Annotated in this window: 11 protein-coding genes; 5 read left to right on the forward strand and 6 right to left on the reverse strand. The window is 72.5% G+C overall.

Translation table 11 applies throughout. The features are described 5' to 3' along the window. Nucleotides 1-166 precede the first annotated feature (166 nt). Nucleotides 167-1,279, reverse strand: a complete 1,113-nt coding sequence (locus AC07FK_RS17015; RefSeq protein WP_479105665.1) for a hypothetical protein — start codon at nucleotides 1,277-1,279, stop codon at nucleotides 167-169. 90 nt (nucleotides 1,280-1,369) lie between these two features. On the opposite strand from AC07FK_RS17015, the gene AC07FK_RS17020 reads away from it, so the two are divergent. Continuing rightward, entirely contained in the window at nucleotides 1,370-2,116 is a 747-nt protein-coding gene (locus tag AC07FK_RS17020; protein WP_479105666.1) for a hypothetical protein, read from the forward strand. Between the two features lie 32 nt (nucleotides 2,117-2,148). Here the strand turns inward: AC07FK_RS17020 and AC07FK_RS17025 are convergent, their stop codons facing one another. Next, a complete protein-coding gene (locus AC07FK_RS17025) occupies nucleotides 2,149-3,534 on the reverse strand; it encodes a transcriptional regulator (RefSeq protein ID WP_479105667.1) in 1,386 nt (461 codons plus the stop codon). Nucleotides 3,535-3,857: 323 nt separating this feature from the next. Here AC07FK_RS17025 and AC07FK_RS17030 point away from each other — a divergent pair, with 323 nt between their 5' ends. From AC07FK_RS17030 to AC07FK_RS17040, 3 genes are read left to right on the forward strand one after another with little or no spacing between them, the layout of a single operon-like run. Beyond that, nucleotides 3,858-4,544, forward strand: a complete 687-nt coding sequence (locus tag AC07FK_RS17030) for a bifunctional DNA primase/polymerase (protein ID WP_479105668.1) — start codon at nucleotides 3,858-3,860, stop codon at nucleotides 4,542-4,544. Nucleotides 4,545-4,589: 45 nt separating this feature from the next. Beyond that, nucleotides 4,590-5,411 carry an ABC transporter ATP-binding protein gene (locus AC07FK_RS17035; RefSeq protein ID WP_479105669.1) on the forward strand — a complete coding sequence of 274 codons (822 nt, stop codon included), beginning with the start codon at nucleotides 4,590-4,592 and terminating at the stop codon, nucleotides 5,409-5,411. Next, complete coding sequence (locus AC07FK_RS17040; RefSeq protein WP_479105670.1) at nucleotides 5,408-7,144, forward strand: transporter; 1,737 nt, start codon at nucleotides 5,408-5,410, stop codon at nucleotides 7,142-7,144. Before AC07FK_RS17035 ends, AC07FK_RS17040 begins: the two co-directional genes overlap by 4 nt. A gap of 94 nt (nucleotides 7,145-7,238) precedes the next feature. On the opposite strand, the gene AC07FK_RS17045 is transcribed toward AC07FK_RS17040, so the two are convergent. Together AC07FK_RS17045 and AC07FK_RS17050 are read right to left on the reverse strand one after the other, a co-directional pair. Next, complete coding sequence (locus AC07FK_RS17045; RefSeq protein WP_479105862.1) at nucleotides 7,239-8,129, reverse strand: alpha/beta fold hydrolase; 891 nt, start codon at nucleotides 8,127-8,129, stop codon at nucleotides 7,239-7,241. Nucleotides 8,130-8,631: 502 nt separating this feature from the next. Continuing rightward, nucleotides 8,632-9,324, reverse strand: a complete 693-nt coding sequence (locus AC07FK_RS17050; protein ID WP_479105671.1) for an iron-dependent transcriptional repressor DtxR — start codon at nucleotides 9,322-9,324, stop codon at nucleotides 8,632-8,634. A gap of 175 nt (nucleotides 9,325-9,499) precedes the next feature. Between AC07FK_RS17050 and AC07FK_RS17055 the strand changes: the two genes are divergently transcribed. Then, complete coding sequence (locus tag AC07FK_RS17055) at nucleotides 9,500-10,255, forward strand: SIS domain-containing protein (protein WP_479105672.1); 756 nt, start codon at nucleotides 9,500-9,502, stop codon at nucleotides 10,253-10,255. 195 nt (nucleotides 10,256-10,450) lie between these two features. Here AC07FK_RS17055 and AC07FK_RS17060 read toward each other — a convergent pair whose 3' ends face one another. Both AC07FK_RS17060 and pdxH read right to left on the reverse strand, forming a co-directional pair. Beyond that, complete coding sequence (locus AC07FK_RS17060) at nucleotides 10,451-11,809, reverse strand: PAS domain-containing protein (protein WP_479105673.1); 1,359 nt, start codon at nucleotides 11,807-11,809, stop codon at nucleotides 10,451-10,453. A 399-nt stretch (nucleotides 11,810-12,208) separates the two neighbouring features. Beyond that, the gene (gene pdxH / locus AC07FK_RS17065; RefSeq protein WP_479105863.1) at nucleotides 12,209-12,835 is read right to left on the reverse strand and encodes a pyridoxamine 5'-phosphate oxidase; all 627 of its coding nucleotides are present in this window, start codon (nucleotides 12,833-12,835) and stop codon (nucleotides 12,209-12,211) included. Nucleotides 12,836-13,058 lie beyond the last annotated feature (223 nt).

Here is a 13,058-nt window from a genome sequence, read left to right on the forward strand (position 1 = left end):
GGGGGGGGGGGGGGGGGGGGGGGGCCCCCCCCCCCCCCCCCCCCCCCCCCCTCCGCCGTCCGCTGTCCCCGCCGGCCGGATTCGCAACGCGTCGGTACAGCCTCTGCCGCGGCCGACGGGGGTGACCCCTGCCGGCCGCTGTCGGTGGTGACCCTGCCCGCCGCCGTCAGAGCTGCGTGGCGTCGCGTTCCGTGAGGCCGTGGCGCCTGGCGATGCTGTTCCACATGCCGACGGCTTCCTTCTTCGCCTGCGACGCCTTGCCGCTCTCGCGGTTGCCCGCCTGGTGCTGCGGCGTCGACCTCGCCTGGCCCTTGTGGCAGCCCTTGCGGCCGGCGACCTGGTCGGCCCAGGCGGCGTAGTGGTTGTCGGCCGCTGCCGAGGCCTTCCACGCGGTGGTGAGGGAGACCGACAGTTCCTGGTGCTTCGGCAGCTTGTCGATGGTCAGCCCCTGGAGGCGGGTCACCAGTTCGTTGCGCTGCTTGGCGGCGGCACGCAGGTCGCTCGCGGCCTTCGGCAGGTTCTTGCAGGTTCCGATGGCCTTGACCGCGCTGATCACCGAGGCGCGGCTGTCGTTGCTGTCGGCGAGCAGTGCGTCGAGCGACTTGGCCTGCGGCTCGGCGGGGTCGGCGGCCGCCTGCGGCGAGGCGTCGGCCCCCGTCGAACTGGGCGCGGCGACCGGCTTCTTGTCCACGGGCGTCTCCTCGTCGCTCCCGCTGAGCAACGCGCCCGCGCCGAGGCCGAGTACGGAGCAGCCGACGACCACGGCGGCGATCAGCACGAGCGGCGAGTTGCGCTTCTTCGAGGCGGACCCGGCGGATGACGCGGGCGTCGCGGACGCCGGCGGCCCTCCGTGGGAGTGGCCCTGGGGCCCGCCGCCGAACTGCGGCTGGTGGTACGGCTGCTGCTGGTGCGGGGACTGCGCGCCGACGGGCGGCATCTGCTGCGTCGGGTCCGCCGGGGCGGCGGCCCTGAACAGGCTGTCGAACTCCGCGGGCGGCTGCCGGTCCTCGGGAGCGCCCGGGCGGATGCCGAAGGGGGCGCCGGGGGGCGCCTCGGGCGCGGCCTGCGCGTTCCCGACGGGCGGGAGGTACTGGGTGGCGTCACCGTCGCCCGCGGGGGCCGCCGGCCCCTGCGCGTGCCGGCCGAGGAACTGGGTGGAGTCCGCCGGATTCTCGGGCGGCAGCGCACCGGGCCCGGCGGGCGGCACGTACGGGAGGTACTGCGTCGCGTCCGCGTCGGCGGCCGAGCCTCCGGCGGGTGCCTCGGGAGGCAGCGGCAACGGCTGCGCCTGGGGCTGCCCCTGAGTCTGCCCCTGAGCCTGGGTCTGGGGAGCGCCGTACTGCTGCTGCGCCGGGAGGGGGGCGGACGGGTGCGGCTGAGGGGGCTGGTTCTGGTGCTGCTGGTGGTTCTGGGGCGCCTGGGGCTGCTGGGGCTGCTGAGCGCCGTACTGCTGCTGCCCAGGCTGCGGCTGTCCGGGCTGCTGCCCGTGTTGCGCTGGTCCGGGCTGCTGCCCGTGCGGGGAACCGTACTGCGGCGGCTGGGGTTGGTGCGACTGCTGCTGTACGGGCGGCTGAGCGCCGTACTGCTGCGGCTGCTGGTGCTGAGCGCCGTACTGCGGCTGCGCGCCGGGCTGCGGCAGAGCACCCGGTTGCTGCGGCGGCAGCGGCGCACCCGGCTGCGGGGCGCCGTACTGCTGCGGCGGCTGCGGGGAACCGTACTGCTGCTCCCCGTACTGCGGCTGCTGCGGCGAGCCGTACTGCTGCTGCTGCGGCTGACCGGCGGCCTGCTGCGGCCCCCAGGGCTGGCCCCACGGCTGTCCACCCGCCGGAGCGACCTGTTCCTCGGGCGCCCCGGGTATCCAGGGACCGCTGCCGTCTGCGGGCAGCACGACACCTTCGTGCGCGGGCGGCCGCGCGGCGGGAAGCCGCGACTCGTCACCCTGTCCGCTCTGCGTCACCGGGACTCCTACGTGTGGACGTATGTGTGGACCTACGGAACCGTCGGTTCACGCTACCGGGTGGCGACGAGCCTCTGCCACGCGCCCACGGTCCCCACACATCCCGCCGGAGCCCCGGCGGCGACCCCGCGACACGATGCGTCCCTTATCGGCGGTTAGGGCCGCTTCGTGCGCGTACCGCTGCTCCCTTCCTACGCGGCCTGCATCTCCATGCGCGCACCGAATTCCCGTACGGCGGGTTCGTCGCGGTACGGCGTGAGCCGCTGCTGGAAGTCCTCCAGGTACTCCGCTCCCCGGTTCGACCGCAGGGTGCTCAGCAGTCGCACCGCCTCCGTGCCCGTGTGGCAGGCCTGCTCGACCTCGCGCTGCTGGACCTGCGCCGTCGCCAGCAGGAGGAGCCCGATCGCCCGGCGGCGCGCCCGCCCCTCCGGGTGGCCGTCCAGCGCGTCCTGGGCGCGCCGCGCCGCCGCCTGCCCCTGCCCCAGGTCGCGGTGGCAGTGCGCGAGCTCGTCGGCGAGGTAGGCGTGGTCGAAGTGCGCGATCCACACGGGATCGTCTCCCGCGTCCTCCTCGGCCCGCTCCAGCGCGGCCAGCGCCCTGACCGCCACCTGGTTGCAGGCCCGGGCGTCGCCCATCAGCGCGTGGCCGCGCGCCTCCGCCGCGCAGAACATCGCCTCCGCGCGGGGCGTCACCCGCCCCCTCGCGCCCTCCTGGGCGGCCCGCGCCAACTGCGCGATCTCGCGCGGGTTTCCGAGCTGGGCCGCGAGGTGGCTCATGGAAGCGGCCAGCACGTACCCCCCGTAGCCGCGGTCGCCCGCCGCCTGGGCGAGCCGCAGCGCCTGGATGTAGTAGCGCTGGGCGAGGCCGGGCTGTCCCGTGTCGACGGCCATGTAGCCGGCCAGTTCCGTCAGGCGTGCCACGGCCGCGAAGAGGTCCCGGCCGACGGATTCGCGGTACGAGCCCGAGAGCAGCCCGGACACCACGCTGTTGAGGTAGTGGACGACGATCGGCCGCACATGCCCGCTGCCGAAACGGTGGTCGAGTTCCACGAGGGCGTCCGTCGTCGCCCGTACCGCCTCCACGTCCGACGCGCCGACCCGTCCGCCGCCCGCCGTCCTGGCCACCTGGGTGTCCGTTCCCGTGATCAGCCAGTCGCGGCTCGGCTCGACGAGCGCCGAGGCGGCCACCGTCGAGCCGGACAGGAAGTCGCGGCGCCCCACGTCACTGCGCCACAGCTCACAGACCTGCTCGATCGCGCCGGGGACGGTCGGCGAGAACTGGAGTCCGATCCCGGAGGCCAGGTTCTTGCCGTTGGCCATCCCGATCTCGTCGATCGTGACCGTGCGGCCGAGTTTGCGCCCGATCGCTTCCGCGATGATGCCGGGCGCCCGGCCGCGCGGCTGCTGGCCGCGCAGCCAGCGGGCCACGGACGTCTTGTCGTACCGCAGGTCGAGGCCGTGTTCGGCGCCGCACATGTTCACACGTCGGGCGAGCCCGGCGTTGGAGCACCCGGCTTCCTGAATGAGCGCCTGCAACCGTTCGTTCGGCTGGCGGGCGACGAGAGGCCTGGCTGCCATTGACTACCCCCTGGTGCCGCAGTGGTCGGTGATGGTCCGTGAGTCCTGGTCCATTGGTCGTGGTCCGTGAATCCGTGAACTGATCACGCCGGTCCCGCTGATCACTGCCCGGCAGATATACAGAGAATGCGGAACATGCCGGACGAGACGGGATTGAGGGTCTTTCGACCGCCATTCCCGCCCTTCCCCACATGTGGTTACCCGCCCGCCGCCGCGCAGCCTCGTGCGCGCCCCCGCCCATGCACCGGTGCGCCCCGCGTGCAGGATCGATGTTCCTCCGCAAGCCGACCGCACGCCCGTAACCCAAGGTGACGGCGAGAGTTGTGTTCATCGTGGAAGACACCATCGGAGTCACGGACGCCGCCCAGATCCCCAAGCAGCGCGGCGATCAACTGCTGGACAGCGCCGTGCGGTACGCGGAAGAACGCCACTGGGACGTGTTCCCGGGCACCTGGCTGGAGGCGGACGAGGGCGTGGAGCGCTGCTCCTGCGGCGTCCCCTCCTGTGCCTCGCCCGGTGCGCACCCCGCCACCGCCGACTGGGCGTCGCAGGCGACGGGCAGCGCCACCGCGGCGCGCCGCATGTGGTCGAAACAGCCCAGGGCCTCCATCCTGCTGCCGACGGGCCGCTCCTTCGACGCTCTGGACGTTCCCGAGTCCGCCGGTTTCCTGGCGCTGGCCCGGATGGAACGCATGGAGCTGACGCTCGGCCCGGTGACCTGCACCCCGGACCGCCGGATGCTCTTCTTCGTACTGCCGGGCGCCGGCGCGAAGGTGCCCGATCTCGTACGGAAGTTGGGCTGGACCCCGACGGCGATCGACCTGGTCACGCGGGGCGAGGGCGACTACGTCGCGGGGCCGCCGACCCGGCTCGGCGGAATGGGCGCGGTGCAGTGGGCGCGCCGCCCCACCCCCGCGAACCGGTGGCTGCCCGATGTGGAGGAGCTGATCAGTCCGCTGGCCTACTCCTGCGGGCGGGAAGCAGCGGCGGCGCGCACACGCCGACCGTAGGGTGATCCCCGTAGCGGCACGGGGACCACGGGGAGGTTGTGCGACATGCCCGAGCACACAGCGGGACCGGACGAGGCGGGCGGAGCGCGGAACGCGCCGCCCGCCGCCGTGCGTGTAGAGGGCCTGTGGAAGCGCTTCGGCGACCAGATCGCGGTCGCGGGCATCGACCTGGAGCTGCCCTCGGGCAAGTTCGTCGGCCTCGTCGGGCCGAACGGCGCGGGCAAGACCACCACCCTGTCGATGGTCACCGGTCTGCTGCGCCCCGACGCGGGAACGGTCCTGATCGGCGGGCACGACGTGTGGCGGGACCCGGTGGCGGTCAAGGCCAGGATCGGCGTGCTGCCGGAGGGGCTGCGGCTCTTCGAACGGCTTTCGGGGCGCGAGCTCCTCGCCTACTCCGGCCGGCTGCGGGGGCTGCCCGGCGACGAGGTCGACAAGCGGGCGACGCAGCTTCTCGACGTACTGGACCTGGCGGGCGCGCAGCACAAACTGGTCGTCGACTACTCGACCGGCATGCGCAAGAAGATCGGTCTCGCGGCCGCTCTGCTGCACAACCCCCAAGTGCTGTTCCTGGACGAGCCCTTCGAGGGTGTCGATCCCGTTTCGGCGCAGACGATCCGCGGCGTGCTGGAGCGGTACACACTGTCGGGCGCGACCGTCGTCTTCTCCAGCCACGTGATGGAACTCGTGGAGTCGCTGTGCGACTGGGTCGCGGTGATGGCCGGGGGGCGCATCCGGGCGCAGGGAACACTCGCGGAGGTACGCGGCGAAGCGCCCTCCCTGCAAAGCGCCTTCCTCGAGCTGGTCGGCGCGAACGACCGGGACACCGGGGAGAGCCTGGACTGGCTGGGCGGCGGTGCCCGATGAGCGCGGGCGAAACGGCTGTTCCGGGGAACGGCGATGGACCGGCTGTTCCCGGGAACGGCACACCGGCTGTTCCGGGGAACGGCGGCGGACCGGCTGTTCCCGGGAACAGTGGACCGGCTGTTCCGGGGAACGGCACTCCGGACGTTCCCGGGATCACGTCCGTCTTCATACGGCTCAAGCTGTCGCTGCTGCGCAACGGGCTGCGGCAGTCGTCCGGCCGCAGGACCGCGTACATCCTCTCCGGTGTGCTCGCGCTGCTCTTCGCGGCGCTTCAGCTGATCGGCCTGATCGCGCTGCGCGGGAACGAGCACGCCCCGACGGTCGTGGTGCTGCTGGCGGCCCTTCTCGGGATCGGCTGGGCGGTGATGCCGCTGTTCTTCCCCAGCGGCGACGAGACGCTCGACCCGACCCGTCTGGTCATGCTGCCGCTGCGGCCACGCCCGCTGGTGCGCGCGCTCCTGACGGCGTCCCTGGTCGGTATCGGGCCGCTGTTCACGTTCTGCCTGGCGCTGGGCTCCGTGATCTCCGTGGCGCACGGCGTGGCGGCGGCAGCCGTCGGGGTCCTCGCCGTGACGCTGACCCTGTTGCTGTGCGTCGCGCTCGCACGGGCCGTGGCCGCGGCGAACATCCGCCTGCTGAGCAGCCGCAAGGGGCGCGATCTGGCCGTGCTCAGCGGTCTGGTGATCGCCGTCGGCATCCAGGTGGTCAACTTCGGCGCCCAGCGGCTCAGCAACGCGGGCGGCCTCGCCAGGCTCGACCCGGTCGCGGACGTACTGAGCTGGGTGCCGCCGGCGTCGGCCGTCGGCGCGGTGGCCGCGGTGAGCGAAGGCGCGTACGTCCGGGGTGCCGCCCAACTGCTGCTGGCCGCAGTGGCGCTGGCCGCGCTGCTGTGGTCCTGGGAGCGCAGCCTGGTGAAGCTGATGACCTCCCCGGACGGTTCGACGCTCCAGGCCGCCGAGCCGGCCGGCAAGGAGTCACCACGCGGGTTCGGCGGACGGTTCCTGCCCGGCGGACGTACGGGCACGGTGATCGAGCGCAGCCTGCGGTACGTGTGGCGTGACCCCAAGACCAAGGCCGCCTGGGTGACTTCGCTGGTGATCGGCCTCATCGTGCCGGTGTTCAACGCCCTCCAGGGGACGGGCAGCATCTACTTCGCGTGCTTCGCGGCCGGCATGCTCGGCATCCAGATGTACAACCAGTTCGGCCAGGACACCTCCGCCTTCTGGACGGTGGCCATGACGATCTCCACGCCGCGCGACGCGTACGAGGAACTGCGGGCGCGCGCGCTGGCGCTGCTGGTGATCACCCTGCCGTACTCGGCGCTGGTCACCGTGGTCACGGCGGCGCTGGTGGGTGACTGGCGGTCCCTTCCCGAGGCGCTCGGGCTGTCCTTCGCGCTGCTCGGCGCGATGCTGGCGACGGGGGCCGTGGCGTCCGTGCGCTTCCCGTACTCGATCCCGCAGGGCAGTACGCACAAGAACGTGGCGCCGGGGCAGGCGGGTCTCGCCTGGATCTCGATCCTCGGCGGCATGATCGCGGCGGCGCTGCTGTGCGCTCCGCTGATCACTCTGACGATCTGGCTCCACGCGGCGGACGCGGAAGGCCGGCTGTGGCTGCTGCTACCGCTGGGCACGGCGTACGGCGCGCTGATCTCCTGGGCGGGCGTGCGCTGGTCGGCGCCGCAGGCGGCGGCGCGGCTTCCGGAGATCCTCACGGCGGTGAGCAAGGGCTGAGTCCGCGCCCGACGGCCGCCCGGGCGGCTGCCGTTCGTGCGGCCGTCGTTCGTGCGGCTGCCGCCCGGGCGGGAAGTGACCGGCGGGGAGACGCTCAAGGGCGGCTCAGAGGCGGGGCGACCTGTTCCTCGGCGGTCTCCTCCAGGAACGGTTCGATCGCGCTGCGCCAGCCGTCCGGTTGGTCGTAGTGGACGAGGTGGCCGGCGTCGACCACCTCGGCGTACTGACCGCGCGGCAGCACCCGCACCATCTCCTGGGCCTCCGCCCGGCCCAGTTCGCCGTCGAGGCCGCGGACCACCAGGGTCGGGCACCGGACCAGTGCCAGCTCCTCCCAGTGGGCCTCGTACACCCAGGTCGCGCGGGACGCGAGCATCTGCGGGCGGGAGAAGAGCGGCCCCCAGCCGTCGGCCCGTTCGGTCATGACCTCGGCGAAGAACTCGCCACGGGCCGGACTCGGCCGTTCCACCCAGGGGTCGTCCTCGCCGAACCACTTGCGCACGTCGGCGAGCGTGGCGAACGGGACCGGCCACGTCTTGAACCAGTCCTCCCACTCGCGCTGCGAGGCCGCGCCGAGCGCGCCCGCCCGCATGTCGCAGATGACGACGGCCCGGACGAGATCGGGGCGCTTCGCGGCGAGCTGCCAGGCCGTCAGGGCGCCCATGGAGTGGCCGATGAGCGTGACGGGCGCGAGGCCCAGTTGCTCGACCGCCGCCTCGGCGTCGGCGACGTACGCCTCGCGGGTGTACGGGCCGTCGGCCGGCTTGTCGCTGCGGCCGTGTCCGCGCTGGTCGAGGGCGACCGCGCGGTACCGCTCCGACAGCCAGCGCGCGGTGCTCGCCCAGTGCGAGGCGCGCCCCATCAGGCCGTGGAGCAATAAGACCCCGGGCGCGCGGTCGGTTTCCCCGCTGCCCTTGGGAGGATCGGCGAACTCCCAGGCCGCCAGGCGTACGCCGTCGGCTCCGGTCACGTCGATGCGCCGCACCATGTGTCCTGGCACCCCCTTCGTCCCCCGGGTGGTCCGTCCAATGAGTGAGTGGTCGAGTCCGGCCAGACTATCGAACCCGTATTCGAAAATGCGGGTTCCGCGCGCAACACCCCTCGTTCGAGTGACCACGCTCAAGGGTTGACTCGCGCCGCCGAGGGGAGATCTTCAGCGGGAGGCGGACCGCTCGGGGAAAACGGTCCGCGGGGGCTGACCCTGGGAGCTCGGGGCTCCGGGTCAGCGCAGGGGAGGACGGGCTCCGGCGCCTCAGGGCGCCGGAGCCACCCCCTTCACCACGAGCAGGACGAATCTCCGGGCGATACCCGTGCGACGGGCGCATCCCCTGCCCCCTCCCCGACGGTCGTCGGACCGGTCGGCGATCCTCACGTCATGTGCCTCGGTCACAGACTGGCACGCGATCCGCCCGGTCGCTGGGATTCCGGAGGATCGCCGGACCGGCCCCACCACCGCGGGACCGGTCGACCGTGCCGCCAGGACGCCGCTGTCAGCGCTTGGCGACGAAAACGTGCGAGGCCACCTCGGCTCCGAGCTCCGCGGCCTCGCCACTGCTGCCGACAAGTACCCCGCCGGGCGACTCCGTCACGCTCACGACCGATCCGGGCTGCACGCCCGCGCGCCGCAGCGTGTACATCAGCTGGGCGTCCGTCTGGATGGGCTCCCCGATCCGGCGTACGACGACGGTCTTGCCGTCCGGGCCGGGCGCCAGGTCGTTCAGGCTGACCATGTTGTCGTCGAGGAAGGGGTCCGCCTCGGCCTTCTCGCCCAGTTCCTCCAGGCCGGGGATCGGGTTCCCGTACGGAGACTCCGTCGGGTGGCGCAGCAGTTCGAGGACGCGCCTCTCCACCGCCTCGCTCATCACGTGCTCCCAGCGGCACGCCTCCGCGTGGACCTGCTCCCACTCCAGGCCGATCACGTCGACGAGCAGACACTCGGCGAGCCGGTGCTTGCGCATCACGCGGGTGGCCAGCTTGCGGCCCTCGTCGGTCAGCTCCAGGTGGCGGTCGCCCGCCACGGTCACCAGACCGTCCCGCTCCATGCGGGCGACGGTCTGGCTCACCGTCGGTCCGCTCTGGTCGAGCCGCTCGGCGATACGGGCGCGCATGGGGACCACGCCTTCTTCCTCGAGCTCGAGGATGGTGCGGAGATACATCTCCGTGGTGTCGATCAGTCCGGACATACGTGCCCCTCGATTACTCGTGCGCTGGCCCTGCCCCAATTCTGACGCATAGCGCCGACAACCGTGCCGTGGCGACGGGAAGCCGTATTGACAGGGCACTGGTCCAGACCGCAACGTGATCCGCGCCACCGTCGCACGACGTTCGCACGACGACCGCTTGAAGGGGCTGTGCGCCATGAGCGAGAACAAACTGGCCGGTCAGTTCTTCGACGCCGCGATCGGCTTGCTGCACCGTGTCCGCGACGAGGAGGCGGGGAACGTGGCGGCCGCCGGTGCGGCCGTCGCCGACGCGGTGGCATCGGGCGGACGGCTGTTCGCCTTCGGCGCGGGCCACTCCTCACTCGCCGCCCAGGACGTCGTCTACCGGGCCGGCGGGCTCGCCCTGATGAACCTGCTCGCCGTTCCCGGGACCGTCGGCGTGGACGTCGTGCCTGCTCCCCTGGGCTCCGCCCTGGAGCGCGTCGACGGGCTGGCGGCGGCCGTACTCGACAGCAGTCCCGCCAAGCCCGGCGACGTACTGGTGATCATCTCGCTGTCGGGGCGCAACGCGCTGCCGGTGGAGATGGCGATGAACGCGCGGGCGCTCGGCCTGAAGGTCATCGGCGTGACGTCGGTGGCGTACACGCGTGAGACGAGATCGCGGCACGCCTCGGGTACGTACCTCAGGGACCACTGCGACATCGTCCTCGACAGCAAGATCGCGGTGGGGGACGCGGAGCTCACGGCAGAGGGCATCGAGGCCCCCTTCGCGCCCGCCTCGACGGTGGTCACGAGCGCGCTGATGCAGGCCGTCATGGCGAGCGCGGCGGGCGAGCTGGCGGAGCGCGGCATCGAGCCGCCGCTGCTGCGCTCGGGCAACGTCGACGGCGGCCACGAGTGGAACGGCCGGGTGATGACGGAGTACCGCGACCGCATCTTCTACCGGTACTGACCACGCGGGGGGCCGTTCCCGGGAACACGTCTCTGCCGTTCCCGAGAAGGCGTCTCTGCCGATTCCGGGACAGTGCCTGCCGTTCCCCGGAGCGCATGCACGGCCGTTCCCCGGGACGCGTCCCAGCCGTTCCCGAGAACGCTTCCTGCCGTCCCCGGAACGGGCGGAAAGCGTTCCCCGGCGGCGCGTTTCCCGTTACGGCTTCAGGGTCTGCGCCAAGTCGATGGCCGCCGCCACCCGCACGGCGATGTTCTCCGCGTACGTCGCGTCCGGGCGCTCGAAGGCGGTGCGGCTCGGGCCGCGCAGGAAGGTGGCCACGCCGAGCGTCCTGCCCCGGCTGCGCAGCACCGTGCACAGGGCGTGCACGGTGTCCTGCGGCCACTGGCGCCGCGCCGCCCAGTCCTGCGGGCCGCCGCTCGCCCGTACCGAGCCGAGGCGGTCCATGCACTGGAACGCGGGGTGGCCGGACGGGTACGGGACCGGGATGCCGGCCCCGCCGGTCACCGGAAGGCACGGCCCGGGGCCGCCCGACGGCGTGGCCGCCGCCCGCACCAGACGCGCGGGATGGTCCCCCCGGACCAGGTCGACCAGCGCGTGGTCGGCGAACCCCGCGAGGGCGAAGTCGAGGTACGACAACGCGGCCTCCATCGGGTCCTCGCACTCGGCGGCCGCGCGCCCGGCACGGTGCAGCTGGTTGCCGCGGAAGCGCAGCTGGGCCGCTTCCTGCTCCGCGGTCTTCGCCTCGGTGATGTCCTGGAACAGCCAGGCCACCCCCAGCGGCACCGGCTCTTCGGCGAGCGGCGAGGCGAGGCGCAGGAAGCCGCTGCGCCAGCACCGCCGGCGTTCGCCCCTCCCACCCGGCTCCGCCTTGCGCAGTGTCACCCACAGCTCGGCGGGGGCCGGGGGCGCCCCTTCCGCCAGTACGTGCTGGAGGGCGCCCTCCAGTTCCTCCACGCCCTGGACGATGAGCTCCCCCAGGGGGCGGCCCAGAAGCGTCGTGCGCCCCACGCCGAGCGCGCGGGCCGCGTGCGTGTTGACCACGGTCGGCCGCAGGTCGACGTCGACCAGGACGACACCCCAGGAGGCGTCGTCGAAGAGGGCCTCGCTCAGCGCGATCGCCCGCTCCAGGTCGATCTGGGCGTGCACCTCGCTGAACGCGCAGTACACCCCGGCGGGCTTGCCCTCCGCGCCGGGAACGCCCGCCGACTGCGTCCGTACGAGTACGCGTCCGCCGTCCTTCCGGAGCAGGGCGAACTCGTGCACCTGCCGGCCCGGCGCGTGCATCGCCGACATCAGCCGGCCCTGTACGTCGTCCGCGTCCTCCGGTCTCGCCGCCCATCCCGCGAGACCGGGCCGCCCGACCGCCTCGTCGGCGGTCCACCCCAGGATCCGCTCGGCCTCGCGGTTCCAGTGGGTGATCACCCCGTCCGCGTCGAAGGCGCAGAGCGCCGCGTCCATGCCGTCGAGAAGCGCGGCGAGAAGATCGTCGGACCCGGGTCCCGGCTCGTCGGGACCGAACGCGTCGGTGGTCTCGCCCATCCGGGAAGCACTCACCTGGCACCCCCTGCAGGTGTTCGCCTTTGCTGTACTGCTGAACCCGGGATCATTCAACTGGAACGTGACGCAGCACACACCTGGTTCGGATAAAAAACGGCCCCCTTAATTCGGTTGTGGTGCGCGGGACGGGTTCCTAGGCTTGCAGTACACGTGAAGGGAGGTGGTTCGGAAGTGATGTCATTTCGGACTCGTGAGGTGACTGCGGGCTGACGGCCCGTCGTCGCACCCAGTGCGGGCCGGCAGGTCGCCGGCCGAAATCCCAGCAGTCACCGACCCGCGGGCTCGCCGGTAAGTCCGGCCGGCTCCTCCTCGGAGGAACCAGAGCCCGCGGGTTTCTGCGCTCCGCGTCCCGGCGGGCGCAGCGGGCTCCTCCGGCCCACCCGCGCCCCCGCGGACTCACGGGCAGAGGCGCTCCACGCGCCACGCACCGCCGCCCTCGGCGACGTACCGCAGGCGGTCGTGCAGCCGGTTCGCGTGGCCCTGCCAGAACTCGACCGCCTCGGGAACGACCCGGTAGCCGCCCCAGTCCGGCGGCACCGGTACGCGTTCGGTCGGCGGGTAGCGCGTCGCCAGTTCGTCGTAGCGCGCGAGCAGCTCCTCGCGGGAGGCGATCACGGACGACTGGGCGCTCGCCCAGGCCCCGAGCTGCGAACCGTGCGGGCGCGTCCTGAAGTACGCCGCCGTCTCGTCGCGCCCGATCCGCACGGCCGTGCCGGTGACTATGACCTGACGCGCGCCCTGGTGCCACGGGAAGAGCAGCGAGACGTACGGGTTGCTCTCGATCTCCGCCGCCTTGCGGGAGGCGTAGTTCGTGAAGAACACGAAGCCCTGGGAGTCGAACTTCTTGAGCAGAACCGTGCGGGAGGAGGGGCGGCCGTCCGCGGTGGCCGTGGAGAGGATCATGGCGTTCGGCTCGTGGAGGCCGCCGGTGGCCACCTCGCGGAACCAGTGGTCGAACTGGCCCATGGGCTCGGCTGCGAGTTCCGCCTCCGTGAAGGCTTCGCTGCGGTAGTGCTCGCGCATGGCGGCGGGATCGAAATCTCGGTTCGGCACGGTGCCATCCTGCCGCAGGGGTGCAGTGTGCCCGGCACCCGGTGCCATCAATCCTCCGCCGGAAAATGGGGCAGTGTGCCGGTAATCACGCTTCCCCGCATCGGCGGAACCCGCCAAAATGTGGGCGCCGGGCACTGTGACCTCCATACAGCAGGGGATATCGTGCCTGCTTCCGAAGCGGTTGGGTGACCAC

The organism is Streptomyces sp. NPDC046122 (genome assembly GCF_056429965.1).